Below are 20,889 nucleotides of genomic sequence, written 5' to 3' on the forward strand. Positions count from 1 at the left end.
TCAGGACGGGTCAAAATGTTGTACAACGTGTTCGTGTATGATTTCGTTGCGTGTTTCAGCAACTAAATTAATAAAATTGCACGGAACTGGCTGAAAATCCGCAGGATTTTCCAAGTACAAAACTAACCAAGCAATGAATTATACACGTTGTTGTGTACAGTTTTTTTAAATATCCAATCGGTCAATTTTCCAATAAATGTATTCTCCGATTACTTTTTTGTCATTCGTCCAATTCCCAGTATCTAATTCAAATTCTCCAAAATCAACAACCACTGGATTTATGTCCAAAATTTTTCCATAAGCCTCATACTCCCAATCTCCTTTTCGTTCAAGTTTTATTTCTTTTTCACGATTTTCAGAGAAGATAATTTTCCATTCCAATTCAGCACTTAATGAATCTAATTCAAGTTTTATTTTTTCTCCAATATTAAATTCAGTTCCATATGAAAATGCTTGAATTATTCCACCATATTTTCCTTTAAAGGAAACAGTTCCTTCATAATTTTCTTTATCAAGAAACCAATCTGTATTTGTTATTTCCGTAGTCATTTTCAAATTGTACACAACTGGTTATATCCGGATAAATATACACATTATCCAGAGCTATTTTCTGGATATCCGGAACTTTTGTTCCAAACTATCCCTTTTTTTATAACTCTCTATGGCAATGTCTAACGGACTTCGAATTTCTAATAAATCTTTCCTAGCAACATGTGTGTAAATCATTGTTGTTTCTGGTTTACTATGACCTAAAAGTTCTTGTATATGTCGTATGCCAACACCATTTTCTAATAAATGCGTCGCATAACTATGACGCAAAATGTGTGGTGTAACCAAAACTTTTATTTGACATTGTAAAGCCGACTTATGCAAAAATTTCCGAACACTACTCGAACTATATTGTAACCCATTTTTTCCTTCAATAAGGTAAGTCTTCGGTTCATAGGTAATCATATAATTTCTTAATAATGGTAATAAATGTTCAGCCAATGGTGCATATCTGTCTTTCCGGCCTTTACCGTTTTTAATGAAGATTTGCTTTCTATTCACATTTATATCATCAGTTTTTAAGTTTAAAAGTTCACCAATTCGCATTCCTGCCGAATACAAAAGTGCAATGATAGTTCTATGTTTTAGATTTTTAGTTTTCGATATTAAATCTATAATTTCATTTTGAGACAATACAGTAGGTAGTTTCTTAGAACGCTTTGGTCGTGTTAATTGTATATCCTCAATTTGTGTTGAAGTTTCAAAAACAATAAATAACTTTAACGCACTTATAAATTGTCGCTGTACACTTATGCTTAGTTTTCTCTTTATAAAAACGTCTTCAATAAACAATTCAATATCTCTATTGTTTAATTCCGTAATAGGCTTTGAATGATGATAATTAATGAAATCTGCGATTTGTAACGTGTAATTTTTTACAGTACTACTACTGTAACGCTTACCTCTTAAATATTTATAAAAGTTATTGAGTAGTGTTTTTTGTTGAGCGTTTAATTGTCGATCTGCTTTATATGTTTTAGTTGTTGTTTTCATAATATTGAAAACGGAAAAATATAGAAAATAATCTACATATCAAAATCCAATCGCTGTATCGTCTGCTCTATAATCGGCTCCACCTTCTAATCTACCGTCATCTAATACCAAAATAGCTTCAACTCTCGCTGTAATAGGAGCAGAGGCTTCATTAATATCATAACCTTTGGCTTCGAGCTGTTGTTTTAAGTCTTCAGAAAATAAATCGACTTCCATCCGAATTCGATCTGGTAACCATTGGTGATGTAAACGAGGTGCATCAACAGCGTCTTGCATACTCATATCAAATTCTACGACATTTAAAATGGTTTGTAATACCGACGTAATAATCGTAGAACCTCCAGGAGTTCCTAATACCATAAAAAGTTCGCCGTTTTTTTCTACAATAGTTGGTGTCATAGCACTTAACATGCGCTTTTCTGAAACTATGCTATTGGCTTTTCCGCCAATCAATCCGTAAATATTTGGTTCACCTGGTTTACTGCTAAAATCGTCCATTTCATTATTTAAAAAGAAACCGAGTTCATCAACATATAATTTAGAACCATAACCACTATTTAAAGTTGTCGTCACAGAAACCGCATTTCCAAAAGGGTCTACAATAGAATAGTGCGTTGTTTCTTCACTTTCATATCCTAAAATCTCACCATAACTAATCGAATCTGAAGAGGTTGGTTGGTCAAAAGAAAAGTCTGCCATGCGCTTACTTAAATACGCATCACTTAATAAGTCTTTCGTCGGAATATCTACAAAGTCAGGATCACCTAAAAAAAAACTTCGATCAGCATAAGCACGACGCTCAGCTTCCACCATAACTTGTATGCTTTTTACCGAATTATGACCATAAGATTTTAAATCGAAAGGTTCTATCATTTTCATAATTTGAGCCAAACATAAGCCACCACTAGATGGAGGAGACATTGAAATTACGTTCAAATTCTTATACTTAAATTCTACTGGATCTCGCCATTTTGCTTCATAACGTTCTAAATCTTCAAGCGTCATGATGCTTTCTTTTGTATTTAAAAATGCAATAAGTTGTTGGGCTGTTTCACCTTTGTAAAACTCGTTTTTACCATTTTGAACAATACGTTTGAGCGTTTCTGCAAGTTGCATATTCTTAATAGTATCATGAGCTTTTATGTGTTTCGTAAACAGAATATCTTTTCCGTTTACAACTCTCATAATGCTATCGTAATGTTCGAGTTTCAGATATTGTTTTTCAGTAACAGCAAAACCGTTTTGAGCGAGATCAATAACAGGTTGCATAAGTTCTTTTATTGGAAGCGTTCCAAATTTTTCATGAGCAGCAAAAATGCCAGCAATAGTTCCAGGAACTCCAACCGAATGCACACCAACAGAACTTATGCCTTTTATCACATTTCCGTCGTCATCTAAATACATGTCTTTATGTGAAGCTAAAGGCGCTTTTTCTCTGTAATCTAAGGCTCCAGTTTCGCCATCTGCTAGTCTATAAACCATAAATCCGCCTCCTCCTAAATTCCCTGCGTAAGGATATACAACGGCTAATGCCATTTCTGTAGCAAACATAGCATCAAAAGCATTTCCGCCTTTTTCCATGATTGCACTTCCTATTTGAGACGCTTCTTTTCTTGCTGTAACAACCATGGCATGTTCTGCAATGACACCTATTTTTTCTTTTACAGGGAGAATTTGTGTCTGTTGCTTTTTACAAGAAAAGACACATAGGATTAATAAGAGTAATGCAAAGTGTTTTCTCATAAATTATAAGCTTTCGTGAGCTCTATTCGTTTTGCATTAGAAGTGGCAATAAGTTCTTCAAAAAATTGTGTAAACTCATCTTCAAATTCAGAATAGAATTCCTTTAATTCATGGGTAGCCAAGTTCATTCTTGACTTGTATTCCGTGCGTTTATTCATGCCGTTTAATACACGCTGAATACCATCAACTTCAGCATAACTAAGCAACCAATTATCTGCAAGCATAAATGGCATGAGCTTCTGAAAACGTTCTGGTAAGATGTCAAAGTTTTCTTTTAAACATTCATAAAAATCATCGATATAGGTTTCTAATGGTACGTCTGAATACTTATGCCAGTTTTTAGCTAAAAAATGATCGTATAAAATATCTACAATTACACCACTATAATGGCTGTAATTCTTGTGTAAACGTTTGGTACTTTGTCGCACAATAGGATGAGCATCTGTAAACGTATCTATATGTCGATGTAGCTTTACACCAACTTGAAATTCTGGAGATAGTAATTTGTATTTGTTACCTCTAATGGCATCTGCTACAAAATTACCAATGGTAATCATTTCGTTATCTCCTGAAAGGTAAATATGGGCTAGAAAATTCATAGGTGTAATTTACGAATTGTGAGTTAAGATTTACGGTTTTGAAATAGTATATTTGCTGAAAATATTAACAACATATGACACTTATAAAATCAATTTCAGGAATTAGAGGAACTATTGGAGGCGAAGTTGGTGACAACTTAACACCAATTGATGCTGTGAAATTTGCATCTGCTTATGGCACATGGATCAAGCAACAACGTGATAAAGACAATTACAAAGTTGTGGTTGGTCGTGATGCTAGAATTTCTGGAGAAATGATTCAAAATCTAGTGATGAACACGTTAGTTGGTCTAGGAATTCATGTTATTGATTTAGGGTTATCTACAACACCAACAGTTGAAATTGCTGTGCCTATGGAACATGCAGATGGTGGAATTATATTAACTGCGAGCCATAATCCGAAACAATGGAATGCTTTGAAATTGTTAGATGCTAAAGGTGAATTTTTGAATGGAGAAGAAGGTGCGAAGATTCTAAAAATTGCTGAAGGAACAGATATGACCTTTGCAGATGTTGATAGTTTAGGAAAAATCACAGTCAATAGTGCGTATATCGATATGCATATTGATGAAGTATTAGATATGGATTTGGTAGATGTTGACGCCATAAAGAAAGCTAATTTTAAAGTTGTTGTTGATGGTGTAAATTCTACAGGCGGAATTGCTATTCCTTTATTATTAGAACGTTTAGGTGTACATCCAGTAAAACTGTTTTGTGAGCCTAACGGACATTTTCCTCATAATCCAGAACCATTAAAAGAACATTTAACAGACTTATCTGAAGCAGTTGTAAAAGAACATGCCGATTTCGGAATTGTAGTAGATCCAGATGTTGATCGTTTGGCATTTATGGACGAAACAGGAGAGATGTTTGGTGAAGAATATACCTTAGTTGCCTGTGCAGACTACGTATTGAGCAAAACGAAAGGAAATACGGTAAGTAATATGAGCTCTACAAGAGCTTTAAGAGATGTTACAGAAAAACATGGCGGAACTTATGAAGCAAGTGCTGTTGGTGAAGTAAATGTGGTTGCTCTTATGAAAAAGAATAATGCTGTGATTGGTGGCGAAGGAAATGGAGGAATAATCTATCCTGAATCCCATTATGGTCGTGATGCCTTAGTTGGTGTAGCTTTGTTTTTAAGTCTATTGGCCGAAAAGAAAATGAATGTAAGCGATTTGAGAGCATCGTATCCAAGTTATTTTATGAGTAAGAAGAAAATTCAATTAACTCCAGGATTGGATGTTGATGGAATTTTAAAAACGATGGAAGCAAATTATGCTCATGAAAACTTGACAACTATTGATGGTGTGAAAATCGATTTTTCTAATTCTTGGGTGCACCTGAGAAAAAGTAATACAGAACCAATTATTCGTATTTATACAGAAGCACCTTCGCAAAATGAAGCCGATACGCTTGCTGACAGAATAATTTCTGAAATAAAAGCTATTGCAAATATTTAGTATCTTTAAAACAATTAACCTAATATGATGTCTACTGAAACTAAAGACCAAACAGCTTCAAAACTTGAACAGCATTTTCAGAGGTTCAGAAAGCATATTATTGGTGTAGATCAAGAATTTGAATCACCTTTCGGAAAGAAAAAAATCATTTATACAGATTGGACAGCTTCAGGTCGTTTATATCGACCAATCGAAGAAAAAATTAGTAATGAATTTGGTCCTTTTGTGGCCAACACACATACTGAAACTACAGTGTCTGGTACTGCAATGACAAAAGCGTATCATGAAGCGAAACATATCATCAAAACGCATGTCAATTGTAATGAAGATGATGTCTTAATTGTTTCAGGTAACGGAATGACAGGTGTGGTAAATAAGTTTCAACGTATTCTCGGACTTAAAATTCCTGAAAACTTAAGAAAGTATACAGAGATTCCAAATGAAATTCGTCCAGTAGTTTTTATTTCACATATGGAGCATCATTCTAATCAGACCTCATGGTTAGAAACAATTGCTAAAGTAGAAGTAATTCCACCAGATGACGATGGATTATTCAGTTTAAAAAATCTTGAAGTACTTCTTGAGCAATACAAAGATTGTACATTAAAAATAGCTTCAATTGTAGGAGGATCAAATGTTACAGGTATTCAAACACCACATCATGATGTTGCCGAATTGATGCATAAACATGGAGGCGTTTGTTTTGTGGATTTTGCATGCTCTGCACCTTATGTAGATATTAATATGCATCCTGAAAATGAAGATCAGGCTTTGGATGCCATTTTTTTTTCACCTCATAAATTTTTGGGAGGACCAGGAACTTCAGGTGTTTTAGTTTTTAATAAGAAGTTATATCACAATATGATTCCAGATTGTCCTGGAGGAGGAACCGTAAGTTGGACCAATCCTTGGGGAGAACATAAGTATATTGATAATATCGAAGATCGTGAAGATGGTGGAACACCAGGTTTTCTTCAAACGATTAAAACAGCACTTGCAGTAAAACTTAAAGAAGATATGGGTGTTGATAATATTCTTAAGCGCGAGCATGAGCTTACAGGTATTATTTTCAAACATCTTTCTAATAAAGAGAACATCAAAATTTTAGCTGGTCAGCATCAGGATCGTTTAGGTGTGATTTCATTTTATATAGATGATTTACATTTCAACTTAGGAGTGAAGTTATTAAATGATCGCTTCGGAATTCAAACACGTGGTGGTTGCAGTTGTGCTGGAACTTATGGGCATTTCCTCTTACATGTAGATCAAAAAACAAGTCATGAACTTACCAAGGAAATTTCTATTGGTGATTTGGTCAGAAAACCAGGTTGGATTCGAATGTCGATTCACCCAACAACTACAAATGAAGAAATGAATTTTGTTTGTGAAGGTATTAAGTCGTTAGCCAAGCATCATAAAGAATGGGCTAAAGATTATGAATATATAGGATCGAACAATGAATTTGTACATCATGCTGTAAAAAATGATGTATCTCAAGATGCTACAGTAAAATCTTGGTTTAACTTATAAGAGTTATTGAAATTCTGGCGGAACGTCGTTTCTGTATTTCCAACGTTTATGAGTCCATAAATAGTATTCGGGAGCATCATAAATTTGCTTTTCAACTAACTTCATAAAGATATCTGTAATCTCGTAATCTTTATATTCGTTAGGTGTCATTGTAATGGTTTCAAATGTGGTTTCGTAGTAACCTCTTCCCACTTTTTTAACACTAAAAAAGATAACAGGCATATCTAATCTTTTAGCTAGCATTTCGGCACCAGTATGAATTGGTACCTTGATATTCATAAATTCGTTCCAATGATAAGCTTTACTGCGTCTTGGTGATTGATCTGAAATGAATCCGTTGATAGTCAACTCTCCATTTTCTTTTGCCTCAGTAAGCGTTGCTATAGCTTCTTTATTAGTTATAAGGTAACTGTTGTATTTCGCTCTAATTCTTTTAACTAGTCTGTCGAAATATTTGTTTTCAATACGTTTGTAAATCCCATAACCCATAGATTTAACGTGCTGTTGTAAAATAAAAATCCATTCCCAACTACCATAATGTGCACACATCATAACCATGCTTTTATTTGCATCTTCTATTTTGTGAACTTCTTCAATATTGGTAAATACGAAACGTTTTTTCATTTCTTCTTCCGTAATACTTATCGATTTAATCGATTCAAGAACCATATCACTAAGATGACGGTAAAATGTTTTGGTAATGGTTTTGATTTCCTTTTCAGATTTTTCAGGAAAAACGAGATTTAGGTTTTCTTTGACAACTTTTCTTCTGTAACCAAATACGTAATACAATAAAAAAAAGAGTCCATCAGAAACTGCATATAAAAGTCTAAATGGTAGAATAGAAACTATCCATAAAAAGGGATAAATTAAAATGTAAACTAGAAATTGCATTTATTAATCTTAGATTTGCAGAAGCAAATATATGTATAATTTAATGTTTAAAGTCTATGGGTAACTTAAGTTTGGTAACCATTGTAATAATTGCAGCAACTGCGTTGATATCTTTCAAAGGATTTAATGATTATGGATTTTTTGAACGCTATAAATTTAATATTGGTAGCGTAAGACGAGGTGAGCAATTTAGAATGTTTAGTTCTGGGTTTTTACATGCAGATCAGCAGCATTTATTCATGAATATGTTGACCTTATACTTCTTTGCTGATGGTGTGATTTTTTCTGTAGGTGAGTTTAACTTCGTAGTGATTTATGTGGTTAGTTTAGTTTTAGGTAGTTTACTATCATTATATTTTCATCAAAATGAATACCAATATAGTGCCATAGGAGCAAGTGGAGCAGTTACTGGAATTTTATATGCTGCCATATTATTAGATCCAAGTATGAGTCTTTATATGTTTTTTATCCCAATCCCAATTCCAGCTTACGTATTTGGAATAGGGTATTTGCTATATTCAATTTATGGTATGAAAAATAGAGTCGGTAATATTGGACACGATGCTCATTTTGGTGGAGCTATTGGAGGTTTAGTAGTGACATTAATAATGGTACCTTCACTTTTTCGAACAGACTTGCTAATGATAGGCTTACTTATTATTCCAATCATCATTTTGTTTGTCATGCACAAAATGGGCAAGATTTAAATCAGATTGATTTTATTCTAATAGCTCTTTTAGTTTTGCATCTAGAGAATTTCCGGTAAGATTCTTAGCGACAATAACACCTTCACTATTTAATATAAATGATGCTGGTAATGATCTAACGCTGTATGTTTTAGAAATGGTATCGTTAAAGTAGTTCAGGTTAGAAATTTGATCCCAAATAAGTTGGTCTTCTTTAATTGCTTTTTTCCAATCAGATTTTGGGTTTTTTTGAGTTGCATTGCCATCTAAAGAAATACCTATCATCTCTAAACCTTTATCATGATACTTCTCATACAATTTAACTAATCTCACGTTATCTCTTCTGGATGCTTTGTACCAAGACGACCAGAAATGAATAAGTGTAGCCTTTCCTTTAACATCATTTAATTCAATGGTTTTACCATTTGGACTAGGAGCAGAGAAATTTGGTGCTATTTTACCAATATGAGTAGCAGCAATGATGTCGTATTGATTTCTAATTTCTGGAATGCTTTTAGATACACGTTGACCTAAGTATGAATTTTTCAGACTCTCATCTATACGATCAAAAGATGCAACGATCATTCCCTTGTCAGATGAATTTCTCCTAATCATTGTGTTTAATAACACTAGACCATAGGGACTATCTGTATTGTTTTTAATAAACTCATGTGGAAAACGTAAAATGACATCCTTCAAATCGCGTACTTGATTAGACATGCCAGCAACACTCTCTTTTTTGATTATCCTTTCTCTGTAACGTTCACTTGTATTATTCAGAGAATCATTTAATTTTTTTAGTTGGGTATTGAAGTTAGAGATAGAATTATTGATGGCGTTGCCTTCAATTTTAGATTTCTGAATATCTTCTTTATTGACTTCAATGACTAAAGCACTATTATCAATTACAAATGGGAAAGAACCATCTAAACTATTAACCTCTAAGAACCAAGCTTCTGCTAGTTCAACTTTACCGTCAAAAACAAAGAATTCATTCATAATAATGGCTGTATCACGAACTTTTAAAAACCCCTTTTCGTTAGTAGATTTTAAATACGCTCGTAAGCCATTAACTAATCCTGGAGCTGTTCCAGAAATAATATACGCATCAGGTTCTAATGGAACAGGTGCTGTCTTAGTCTCTTCTTTACAAGAAAAAACAAGTAAGCATGCAAGAACGAAGAAAAGAGGTGGCTTCATAACTATTATTAGTTAAGGTATTCTGCTACCTTTCTATCAAGAGCTTCGCCTCTAAGATTTTTAGCAATTATTTTACCATCTTGGTCTAATAAGAATGTAGCTGGAATAGAACGAATATTGTAAGCTTTGGCTACAGGATCATTAAAATAATCTAAGTTAGAAACATGACTCCAAGTTAGGTTGTCATCTTTAATAGCTTTGATCCATGCCGCTTTTGGATCCTTCTGACTTCTACTTCCGTCAAGTGAAACACTAATAATTTCAAGACCTTTATTGTGATATTTTTGATACACTTTTACAACATTTGGATTTTCCCTTCTACAAGGCTTACACCAAGATGCCCAAAAATCAATAAGGGTAAGTTTACCTTTTATATCATTTAAAGCTAATGCCTTTCCATCAGGAGTTGGAGCAGTAAAAGAAGGTGCAACTTGTCCTATTTCAGTAGCGCTAACAGCAGCTTTTTCAACCTTTTTAATTTGAATTTGAGTTTTAAGCATAGTTGCAGTAATTGATTTTTGCTGCATGTCACTTAAACTACTCAAAGTAGATTCTATTCTTGGGTAATTGGCAGTTTTAGTTTCTGCTAATTTTTGAAGAAGAATTAAAGAAAAAGAATTGCCTTTATTTTCGGCAATAAATTCAAAAGGAAAGTCTTCCATTTTTTTAGTAATGTCAGCCATTTCAGCATGAAGGCCATCTATATTTGTAGTCATATCCTTTTGCTGAGTAGAACGTATTTGTCTACCTATTTCAAAGCGTTTTGCTTTTAATTCGCCAGTCTTTTCATTATACAAGTTTAATGCAGAATTGGCTGATGTACCTTGAAATTTAGAACTTGTCAGATTTTCAATATCAACAGACACTGTCATTTCTTCGTTCTCGATAATAAGAGGTGCAGAACCTTTAACACTATTGATTTTTAAATACAGCATTTCTGGATAATCTATCTTGCCTTCAAATACGAATTTTTCATTCATTACAATAGCTGTATCCATGGCCGTTTTTCTACCGCTTTTATCTGTTGTTTCTAAATATGCTCTTACCCCATTATAAACACCAGGAGCAGTCCCAGTAATGTAATATCCATCTCTTTTTACAGTTTGCTTTTCTTCAGTTTTACAAGACGATACAAGTAAACACAATACAAGAATAGAAATAATATGCTTCATGATTTTATTTTTTTAGCTAATACAAATATAACAAGTCAATTGATAATAAAAACTTAAAGAACTTTTATAAAATGCTTTATAAAGTTAAAATTGCAATACTTTTGTGAAAAATGCATTAATAATGATTCATCAAGATACAATTGTTGCCTTAGCGACTGCAGCTGGAAGTGGTGCTATTGCTGTGATAAGACTCTCTGGAACTGAGGCTATTTCTATTGTTGACGCTCATTTTAAATCGGTTGTAAATTCGAAGTCTCTAATCAATCAACCTACGCATACAATACATTTAGGTCATATCGTTGATAAGACTAGAGTTATAGATGAAGTTTTGGTTTCTGTATTTAAAAATCCAAACTCTTATACAGGAGAAAATGTCATTGAGATATCTTGTCATGGCTCAAATTATATTCAGCAGGAAATTATACAACTTTTTCTTCGCAATGGTTGTCGCATGGCTAATGCAGGAGAATTTACATTGCGAGCTTTTTTAAATGGTAAATTAGATTTATCACAAGCAGAAGCTGTTGCAGATTTAATTGCTAGTGATAATGAGGCATCACATCAAATTGCTATGCAACAAATGCGTGGTGGTTTTTCTTCGGAAATAGCAAAACTTAGAGAAGAGCTACTCAATTTTGCTTCATTAATTGAATTGGAATTGGATTTTGCTGAAGAAGATGTAGAGTTTGCAGATCGTTCACAGTTCAAAGAACTTGTAGTAAGAATCACTTTTGTTTTGAAACGTTTAATTGATTCATTTGCTGTTGGAAATGTGATTAAAAACGGAATTCCTGTGGCAATTGTTGGTGAACCTAATGTTGGTAAATCTACATTGTTAAATGCTTTGTTAAATGAAGAGCGTGCTATTGTTTCTGAAATAGCAGGAACAACACGAGATGCCATAGAAGATGAAATTTCAATAGGAGGAATAGGCTTCCGTTTTATTGATACTGCAGGAATCAGAGAAACCGAAGACGTTGTAGAAACGATTGGGATCAAAAAAACCTTTGAAAAAATTGATCAGGCGCAAGTAGTCATTTACTTGTTTGATGCAGATGATTTTAAAGACCAGCGTTCGGTTTTGAAAGTTGAGTTAGAAAAAATAAAGAATAAATATCCACAAAAGCCACTCCTGGTTATTGCGAATAAGATTGATAAGGTAGATGATATATTAATCTCTAAAATACAAACTGAAATACCCGAAATAAAGTTGTTGTCAGCTAAGACAGGTTTTGGTGTAGAGCAGTTAACCAATTCCCTTCTAGAATTAATTAATACTGGTTCACTCAGAAATAACGAAACCATTGTGACCAACTCACGTCATTATGATGCGTTGCTAAAAGCTTTTGAAGAAGTTCAAAACGTTAAAAACGGACTTGAAACTGGGCTTTCAGGAGATTTATTGGCGATTGATATTCGTCAGGCATTATACCATTTTGGAGAAATTACGGGAGAAATTACTAATGATGATTTGTTAGGTAATATTTTTGCTAATTTCTGTATAGGCAAATAGCAACTAACACAAACTACATCAAACTATATCAATATAACTATCTGTAAATCAATAATATAAATTAATTATTGAAACTATACTTTTTGTTTGCTTGTCTTTTTTTTAACTATTTTTGTTTCGTATTTGTACCTTTTTTTATTCGCGGTACAAAATTTTGTCACATGAATGTAACAATTAGAAAACGCAAAAAACCAAACCTTTTTACGCAATAGAGAAAATCAATTTGAGTGATTACATACGAATTAGTAAAAGCTGAACGTTCGGTGTAAACGGCGTTTTTCTATGCAGTTTACATATTGTTATATTTAAAAAGGGATAAGTAAGCTTCTGAAGAAATTATTTCAATGAGTAAAGCAGCAAACTTATTCATTCAAAAGTTAGGAACATATAGAAAAGAGCTCATTGCTATATGAGAATAATTATTCCTCCAATAAATCCTTTATTTCAACAAATTCCACATCAATAGCAGTCTTAGTCTCCATCGCGATTATTCCATTAAAATCAGGATCAAAATCAAAGGACTCGAAATAATAGTGTTTACCCTTATACGTTCCATAATGCTCAAATATCTCTATTTGTTTCAAGTCTTTCAAAGTACAGCCAGCTGCTTTTAATAGCGCTTCTTTACGCACCCATAGCCAATAAAATCGCTCCAAAGAATTTTCAGCGTTGGTAATATACTTCCATTCAGAATCTGTGAATAAATAGTTGAATAGTTTTAAATCTATCTCTTTCTTCTTCTCGATATCAATTCCAACAGAGAATGCGGTACTAAATATTAATGAAACGTACCAATTACTATGAGAAATCGAAAAATTATGATCTATAAAACTAGGTTTCCCATGTTCAGAATAGCGTATTTCTTCTAATAAAGAAGTTGAAACTCTGTGTTGAATCAATGCTTTTTTTAGTAATAAACGACCTATAATGTAACTCATTGAATCCTCTTTGTTTAAATATCTATTAGCCCTTTTTCTATAAGATTCAGGGAGCTTTTTGAGTAACATTTCTTTTGTGAAGTTATCAGTGTGTTCAGAGACTTTAACGATCCATATTTTTTGCATCTCAGGTTTTTTATTAAACATTTATGATAAAATATCTAGTATTCTCATTAATAATTCTTTTTTTTGCGGTACCAAATATTATAAATTGGTACCAATTGAACAAATGTAGGAGAATTATATGATTACTAAGGAATATATCATAGAGATTACAACACAACTTTACTTGAAAAATGGTGTAAAAACTGTGACTATCGCAGATATTAGTAAAGAATTAAGCACCTCGAAGCGTACTATTTACAATCATTTTTTAGATAAAACTGATTTAATGCAAGCTTGTATAGAACAATATCTGGCAGGCATTAGAAGTAATAATGATGAAATTATTAACACCTGCAACTCTGCTATTGAAGCGATGGGAATGATTCATCAGCAAATTTTAAAAAGAGCAGATTACAGCAATACTAATTTTTATAAAGACATACTAAAATATTATCCTAGTATATTGAAAGACTCTCATTCAAAGAATTCAGAATTTGCCTTTCGAGAATTACTTTATTTATCAAAATGGGGTGTTAAAGAAGGTGTGTTTAGAAAAGATTTAGACCCAGAAGTTACCATGGCTGCCGTTCAAACACTTTTAAAATTATGTAATAATTCAAAAATATTTCCAACAGAACAATTTTCTAAAGCCAGATTGACTGAAGGTGTTATGGTTACGTATTTAAGAGGATTGTGTACCGAAAAAGGTCTTTTAGAAGTTGAAAAACAGAAACATTTATACTTAATATAGACTAAATATATTATGGACAACATTAACAGTTCGCTTAAAAAAACACCAGTAGCAATTATTGGTTTATCTGCTATGTTTGCCGATGCAAGCAATGTAGACCAATTTTGGAATAATATTATCGACCAAAAAGATAGTATTGTAGATGTTCCAGAATCGCGTTGGAAAATAGAAGATTATTATGATGCTGATCCTAGGGTAGCAGATAAAACCTACTGTAAAAAAGGTGGGTTTATTCCTGATGTGGATTTTAATCCAATGGAATTTGGGCTACCACCAAATATTTTGGAAGTTACAGACGCCTCTCAGCTTTTATCCTTAATAGGAGCTAGAGACGCTTTTGAAGATGCCGGTTATGGTAGAGAATCAGAAAAGTTTACAGCGCTTTTAAAAGAAAGAACAGGTGTGATTTTAGGTGTTGGAGGTGGGCAAAAATTAATTACTCCGCTTACCTCTAGACTGCAAGCTCCTATCTGGGAAGCAGCTTTAAAAAGTAGTGGAATTAGTGAAGCTGATATTCCACATATTATTGAAAAAATGAAGAAAGCATATATAGGATGGAATGAAAATTCTTTTCCCGGTATGTTGGGTAATGTTATCTCTGGTAGAATTACCAATCGTTTTGATTTAGGAGGCATTAACTCTGTAGTAGATGCAGCTTGTGCTGCGTCACTTTCTGCTATTAAAATGGCAGTTTCTGAATTGATTGAAGGTAGATGTGACATGATGTTAACTGGAGGTGTCGATACAGATAACTCTCCATTTATGTATATGTCCTTCTCTAAAACTCCCGCATTTTCACAAAAAGGAAGTATTCGTCCTTTTGATACGGACTCCGACGGAATGTTGATAGGTGAAGGAGTTGGTATGTTAGTATTAAAAAGATTGGAAGACGCAGAAAGAGATGGAGATAGAATTTACGGTTTATTGACAGGAGTTGGTTCTTCTAGTGATGGTCGTTATAAATCTGTATATGCACCGCGCCCTCATGGACAAGCTTTGGCAATGCAGCGCGCTTATGACGAGGCAGGCTACGATGCATCTACGGTAAAATTAATTGAAGGTCACGGGACTGCTACTGGAGCAGGTGATGCTGCTGAGTTTGAGTCGATGTCTATGGTTTTTGGCAAAAGTGATGCTACAAAAAATCATATTGCTATCGGTTCTGTGAAATCACAAATTGGTCATACAAAAGCAGCTGCAGGTGCTGCTGGAATGATAAAAGCGGCTTTAGCATTATACCATAAAGTATTACCAGGTACAATAAATGTAACGAAACCCCACGAAAAATTCGGGATTGAAGAATCTCCTTTTTACGTAAATGCTGAAACTAGACCTTGGTTTAAAAATGGAGTACCGCGAAGAGCTGGTTTATCTGCTTTTGGATTTGGAGGTGTCAACGTGCATTTTGCAATGGAAGAGTATGAAAACAAGACTTCCTTTAAAGATAGAATGCATCAAACATTCCACAGTATTTATATAAAAGAAACGAATGCGACTGTCTTATTTGCGAATATTAAAAACACTATAGCTGGTTTAAATTCAAAGGATGCAGCAACCGTATTTTACAATTTAAAAGAAAAGTCAAAGGAAGGTACTGCAAAACAAAGCGAAGCTCGTTTAGGTTTTGTAGCAGAATCTTTAGTTGATTGTATTTCGAAATTAGAAATCGCAATAAAACAATTAGAAAATAAGAAGGAGGCTTGGTCGCATCCGAAGGGTGTTTTCTACAGACCAAATGGAATTTCGAGTAGCACGAAAGTTGCTTCATTATTCTCTGGTCAAGGTTCTCAATATGCTAACATGGCAAAGGAGGCAACCAGTAGTTTTGAAACTATCCAACAAACTATTGCCGCTTTTGATGCTAAAAAAGAATATGACTTAGCAAATAAAATATATCCAAAACCCGTATTTACAGAAGCGGATAAAGCACTACAAGAACAAAGCATTACAAATACCGAGTTTGCACAACCTGCAATTGGTGCTATAAGTTTAGGATATTATAACGTGTTTAAAAATGCTGGTTTTGTAAGTGATATGGCTGCTGGACATAGTTTTGGTGAGCTTACCGCACTTTGCGCATCAGGCGTGCTTAGTGAAAGCGATTATATGACACTTGCTATTGCTCGTGGTAAAGCTATGGCAGGTAAAAATGCAAGTGGTGATGCTGGCACTATGTTAGCTGTAAAAGCAGCGGCTTCAGAAATTGAACCATTAATTGCTAGTATTAAAGGTGTTTCAGTTGCAAATATCAACTCTTCAAGCCAAATAGTTTTAGGCGGAACAACAGAAGGTATAACGAAAGTAAAAGCGCTTTTAGACACTAAAAAATTCCGCTCTATTTTATTACCCGTTTCTGCTGCTTTCCATACAGACTGTGTAGGACACGCGCAAAAGCCTTTTGAGAAAAGTATAAAAACTATTAGATTTTCAAGCCCAGTAATCCCTGTTTATTCAAATTCTACAGGAAATACTTACCCGACGGAGTCTACTAAAATTAAAAAAATTCTTGAACAACATATTTTAAACTCTGTTGATTTTAAAAGTGAAATCGAAAATATGTATGCTGCTGGAGCTAGAGTTTTTGTTGAGTTTGGACCAAAGTCTATTCTAACAAACTTGGTAAAAGATATATTAAAAGACAAAGAACATTTTGTAATAGCTACAAATGCAAAGGCCACTAAAAACAGTGATTTACAAATTAGAGAAGCAGCTATACAATTGCAAGTTTTAGGGTGTAAACTAGGGGCAATTGATTGCAATGCTCGACAAGAAAAAATCCCTTTAGCGCAGCCTAAAATGGCGGTTAAAATAGCAGGAAACAATTACGTAAGCCCAGCAACACAAAAAGCGTATAAAGACGTGTTGAATAATGGATTTAAAGTAAGCGGAGCAACAGAGGTTATTAAAATCGAAGAAGAAATTAATGAAATAGAAGTTATCTCGGAAGTGATAAACGCAGTTCCTACATATACAAGTGAAGATACTATAGATAAAGAAACAGAAGAAGATATGATGGTAGATGTTATTAAAAGTGCCATTGACGGCATTAAAGAAAACCAATCTAAAACATTAGATATGTTCCAAACAATTTTGATGGAACAAAACAAACAAACAGCGCAGTTATTAGGCCTTTTATCAGGAAATTTTGCTGCAGAGCAAAATATTCTAGAAGCGCCAACAGCTCCTTTAACTATTGAAACTCCTGCACCTGAAGCGTCTGTTTCTGAAACCATAGTAACACCTATTGCTACACCTGTAGCACAGACTGTAGTTTCTACTGCTCCTGTTGTTGAAACAATTGCTCCAGCCGTTGGGAATTCAGAAATGCTAGATTTGATGTTAAGCGTAGTCGCTGACAAAACGGGTTATCCTGCTGAAATGTTAGAATTAAGTATGGATATGGAAGCCGATTTAGGAATCGATTCTATTAAGAGAGTGGAGATTTTTGGGGCTATCACTGAGCAATCAAATAAATTAACAGACATTAATCCTACCGACTTAACCGAACTTAGAACATTACAAGAAATTGTAGATTACATTTCTAGCAAAGCTGGAATAAGCGCAATTGCTCCAGTAGCAGCAACAGTTGTTGAGACAGTTACTTCTTCTGAAGGGAATTCAGAAATGCTAGAATTTATGTTAAGTGTAGTCGCTGACAAAACGGGTTATCCTGCTGAAATGTTAGAATTAAGTATGGATATGGAAGCCGATTTAGGAATCGATTCTATTAAGCGTGTTGAGATTTTTGGAGCTATCACTGAGCAATCGGATAAATTAACAGATATTAATCCTACCGATTTAACTGAATTAAGAACATTACAAGAGATTGTAGATTACATTTCTAGTAAGGCAGGAATTAGTGCAACTACTTCTGTTGCTATACCAGTTGCAGCAGTTACTGAAGTTGTGAGCAATGATTTGTTTTCTGCACCAGTTGTTGAGACAGTTACTTCTTCTGAAGGAAATTCAGAGATGTTAGATTTAATGTTGAGTGTAGTTGCAGACAAGACAGGTTATCCTGCTGAAATGTTAGAATTGAGTATGGATATGGAAGCCGATTTAGGAATTGATTCTATCAAACGTGTTGAGATTTTTGGAGCTATCACTGAACAATCGGATAAATTAACAGACATCAACCCTACAGACCTAACTGAACTTAGAACCTTACAAGAAATTGTAGATTACATTTCAAGCAAAGCAGGAATTTCAAGTAAAAAAAAAAGTTTGAACCTAGCATAAATAAGGATCAAAATAATACAGTAGATAAGGAGAATACTCTAAAACAGGAATTCTCCTTACCTACTAATTTTCACGGTGTACCAAGAAAGTCAATTGGATTAAAGTTCATTCCTGCAGTTGATGTATTAATACAGAATATTTCGGCTTTAAAACCTGTTATTATTACAGATGAAGGAAGTGATTTAACCTTAGCTGTAAAAGCTAAGCTAGAAAGTGAAGGTCATAAAGTTATCGTTCTTCAATTCGATACTTTTAAAAAGAATAACTCTATTAAAGATGGAGTTGCTATTTCAGAAATAAACGACCAAAACATTAAGACAGCTATAGATACTATCTTAACTAAAAATGAAATAGGTGCTTTTATTTATTTACACCCACATTTCATCTTTTCGGGTCATAATTTTACGGAACATTTTGCAGTAGAACGTTCTTTATTAAAGGCAACTTTCTTACTAGCAAAATACCTACAAGCACCATTAAACACTACGAGTAAAACACAACGAACTGCTTTTATGACGGTTTCCCGTTTAGATGGGAAATTCGGGATGGACAAACGACCTGATATTTCTATCATTGCGGGTGGATTATCGGGTTTAACTAAATGTATGAATCTAGAATGGTCTCCTGTATTTTGTAGAGCTGTGGATGTAAAGCCAGAATTATCTACTAATGAAATAGCGAACAACTTATTTCTAGAATTACACGACGCTGATGTTCGTTACGTAGATGTTGCCATCAATGATAATGGACGTATGACGTATGATGTTGTTTCTAACGAAGTAGGTGCTTCAGATAATTACAAACAAACGGTTACAGACAAAGATGTGTTTTTAGTTGCTGGAGGTGGTAGAGGAGTTACAGCCACTTGTATTAAAGAAATGAATGTTTCTTTTAAATCTAAATTCATCTTATTAGGTAGATCTTCTTTAGATTTTGAATTACCAGCCTATGCTTTAACTGAAGACGATCCTGCGGCACTTAAAAAAGCTATTATGCAGGAGATAAAAGATAGAGGCGAGAAAGTTTCAATCAAAGGCTTAAATAGCACATTCAACAAGTATGTTGCTAAAAAGGAAATTGAAGAAACTATTGCTAACATTAAAGAAAACGGAGGAGATGCTGTTTATGTTGCCGGAGATGTAACAAACTTGACCATCAAACCTGAGTTGCTTAAAATTGAAAAGCAATGGGGAGAAATAACTGGAATTATTCACGGTGCAGGTCGCTTGGCTGATAAACTTATTCAAGATAAAACAGAAGAGATTTTTGATAATGTTACTTCGGTAAAATTAGACGGTTTATTAGGCCTTTTAAAAATGGTTAACATCAATGAATTGAAACATTTAATTATGTTTTCATCTGTCGCCGGTTTCTACGGAAATGTGGGGCAATCAGACTATGCGATGGCAAATGAAATATTGAGTACAGCTGCACATTTGTTCAGTACAAATCATCCAAACACTAAAGTTACTGCCATTAACTGGGGAGCTTGGGAAGGCGGAATGGTGAGCCCTGAATTACAAAAAATGTTTGAAGAAGCAGGAGTTTCTTTAGTGAATCACCCTGGAGGAGCAGCCCGTTTTGTTCAAGAGTTAAACGGAGCCTACCACAACCAACCTCAAGTAATTATTGGAGGAACCTTACCGGCAGGAATTTCAGATATTTCGGGAGATCTTAAGGCGTATACTGTACAACGAAATTTGAGTTTAAAAGACAATGAGTTTTTAAATCATCACGTAATTCAAGGAAGTCCGGTTTTACCAATGGTGAATGCTACGGCGTGGATGGCAGATTCTTGTGTTAAAATGTTTCCAGATTACAAATTGGCACGTATTGAAAACGTAAAGCTATTTAAAGGAATCGTTTTCGATGGAACTGAAAAGGAGCAATATTTCACAGAAATTAAAGAACAAAGCAAAACCGATGAAAGTATCGTTTGCGCTGTTACTATTTATAGTAAAGGAGGAAAACTACCATTAAATCACTATCGATCTACGGTTACTTTAGAGAGAAAAAGAAGAGATAAGCCAAAATTTCAAACACCTAAAATTCAAGAGAACAAGATTGATGGAGCAACTTTTTATAAAGACGGTTCACTATTTCACGGTGCCTTTTACCAAGGAATAGAAGAGGTTGTAGCTATGGACGAGGAACAAGTATTATTGAAATGCAAAGCGCCAGCAGTTTCTTTTGAAGACCAAGGGCAGTTTCCTAGCACGAGTTTAAATGCCTTCTTCTTAGATAGTCAATATCAAGGAATGGTGGTATGGGTGCAAAAGTTTCATAATGGAGCTAATAGTTTGCCTTTACAGACTTTAAAAGGATTGGTTTATGGAGAGATTCCTGCGGATAAAAGTTTCTATGTACATATAAAAATACAAGAAAATTCAGCCACAAAAATGATTGCAAATTGTACAGTATTCGATGAGAATGGAGATGTCTTTTTATTTACAGAAGGAGCAGGATTAACTGTTTCTGAAGGTTTAAACTGGTAATAATATAGCGATTACTGTA

15 protein-coding genes are annotated in these 20,889 nt (G+C 34.0%); 7 read left to right on the forward strand and 8 right to left on the reverse strand.

Annotated features, from left to right (window positions below; translation table 11 throughout):
* Positions 1-165: 165 nt before the first annotated feature.
* The 4 genes from RH81_RS03555 to RH81_RS03570 are packed head-to-tail and all read right to left on the reverse strand — an operon-like array spanning position 166 to position 3,884.
* On the reverse strand, positions 166-549 hold the full coding sequence (locus RH81_RS03555) for a hypothetical protein (RefSeq protein WP_033957874.1): 384 nt from the start codon (positions 547-549) through the stop codon (positions 166-168).
* A 54-nt stretch (positions 550-603) separates the two neighbouring features.
* Positions 604-1,542, reverse strand: coding sequence for a tyrosine-type recombinase/integrase (locus tag RH81_RS03560; protein ID WP_052172399.1), 939 nt, complete (start codon positions 1,540-1,542; stop codon positions 604-606).
* Positions 1,543-1,581: 39 nt separating this feature from the next.
* Positions 1,582-3,285 (reverse strand): gamma-glutamyltransferase, encoded by a 1,704-nt coding sequence (gene ggt / locus RH81_RS03565; RefSeq protein ID WP_033957876.1) that lies wholly within the window; start codon positions 3,283-3,285, stop codon positions 1,582-1,584.
* Positions 3,282-3,884, reverse strand: a complete 603-nt coding sequence (locus RH81_RS03570) for an acyl carrier protein phosphodiesterase (protein ID WP_033957881.1) — start codon at positions 3,882-3,884, stop codon at positions 3,282-3,284. The genes ggt and RH81_RS03570 overlap by 4 nt, the downstream gene beginning before the upstream one ends.
* A gap of 74 nt (positions 3,885-3,958) precedes the next feature.
* Between RH81_RS03570 and glmM the strand changes: the two genes are divergently transcribed.
* Positions 3,959-5,347, forward strand: a complete 1,389-nt coding sequence (glmM, locus tag RH81_RS03575) for a phosphoglucosamine mutase (RefSeq protein ID WP_033957883.1) — start codon at positions 3,959-3,961, stop codon at positions 5,345-5,347.
* 24 nt (positions 5,348-5,371) lie between these two features.
* Positions 5,372-6,877 (forward strand): aminotransferase class V-fold PLP-dependent enzyme, encoded by a 1,506-nt coding sequence (locus tag RH81_RS03580; RefSeq protein ID WP_033957887.1) that lies wholly within the window; start codon positions 5,372-5,374, stop codon positions 6,875-6,877.
* 3 nt (positions 6,878-6,880) lie between these two features.
* On the opposite strand, the gene RH81_RS03585 is transcribed toward RH81_RS03580, so the two are convergent.
* Positions 6,881-7,771 carry a lysophospholipid acyltransferase family protein gene (locus RH81_RS03585; RefSeq protein WP_033957889.1) on the reverse strand — a complete coding sequence of 297 codons (891 nt, stop codon included), beginning with the start codon at positions 7,769-7,771 and terminating at the stop codon, positions 6,881-6,883.
* A gap of 56 nt (positions 7,772-7,827) precedes the next feature.
* On the opposite strand from RH81_RS03585, the gene RH81_RS03590 reads away from it, so the two are divergent.
* Complete coding sequence (locus RH81_RS03590) at positions 7,828-8,478, forward strand: rhomboid family intramembrane serine protease (protein ID WP_033957892.1); 651 nt, start codon at positions 7,828-7,830, stop codon at positions 8,476-8,478.
* A gap of 12 nt (positions 8,479-8,490) precedes the next feature.
* On the opposite strand, the gene RH81_RS03595 is transcribed toward RH81_RS03590, so the two are convergent.
* Positions 8,491-9,657: a TlpA disulfide reductase family protein gene (locus RH81_RS03595; protein ID WP_033957893.1), complete on the reverse strand. Its 1,167-nt coding sequence runs from the start codon at positions 9,655-9,657 to the stop codon at positions 8,491-8,493.
* An 8-nt stretch (positions 9,658-9,665) separates the two neighbouring features.
* The gene (locus RH81_RS03600; RefSeq protein WP_033957894.1) at positions 9,666-10,829 is read right to left on the reverse strand and encodes a TlpA disulfide reductase family protein; all 1,164 of its coding nucleotides are present in this window, start codon (positions 10,827-10,829) and stop codon (positions 9,666-9,668) included.
* Positions 10,830-10,950: 121 nt separating this feature from the next.
* Here RH81_RS03600 and mnmE point away from each other — a divergent pair, with 121 nt between their 5' ends.
* Positions 10,951-12,342: a tRNA uridine-5-carboxymethylaminomethyl(34) synthesis GTPase MnmE gene (mnmE, locus tag RH81_RS03605; protein ID WP_033957895.1), complete on the forward strand. Its 1,392-nt coding sequence runs from the start codon at positions 10,951-10,953 to the stop codon at positions 12,340-12,342.
* Positions 12,343-12,761: 419 nt separating this feature from the next.
* On the opposite strand, the gene RH81_RS03610 is transcribed toward mnmE, so the two are convergent.
* Positions 12,762-13,406 carry a 4'-phosphopantetheinyl transferase family protein gene (locus RH81_RS03610; protein ID WP_033958685.1) on the reverse strand — a complete coding sequence of 215 codons (645 nt, stop codon included), beginning with the start codon at positions 13,404-13,406 and terminating at the stop codon, positions 12,762-12,764.
* Between the two features lie 118 nt (positions 13,407-13,524).
* Here RH81_RS03610 and RH81_RS03615 point away from each other — a divergent pair, with 118 nt between their 5' ends.
* From RH81_RS03615 to RH81_RS03625, 3 genes are all read left to right on the forward strand, one after another.
* On the forward strand, positions 13,525-14,136 hold the full coding sequence (locus RH81_RS03615; RefSeq protein ID WP_033957897.1) for a TetR/AcrR family transcriptional regulator: 612 nt from the start codon (positions 13,525-13,527) through the stop codon (positions 14,134-14,136).
* A 12-nt stretch (positions 14,137-14,148) separates the two neighbouring features.
* On the forward strand, positions 14,149-18,375 hold the full coding sequence (locus RH81_RS03620) for a type I polyketide synthase (RefSeq protein WP_033957905.1): 4,227 nt from the start codon (positions 14,149-14,151) through the stop codon (positions 18,373-18,375).
* Positions 18,376-18,887: 512 nt separating this feature from the next.
* Entirely contained in the window at positions 18,888-20,870 is a 1,983-nt protein-coding gene (locus RH81_RS03625; protein WP_241478952.1) for an SDR family NAD(P)-dependent oxidoreductase, read from the forward strand.
* Positions 20,871-20,889: the final 19 nt, after the last annotated feature.

The organism is Psychroserpens jangbogonensis (genome assembly GCF_000797465.1).
Lineage (GTDB): Bacteria > Bacteroidota > Bacteroidia > Flavobacteriales > Flavobacteriaceae > Psychroserpens > Psychroserpens jangbogonensis.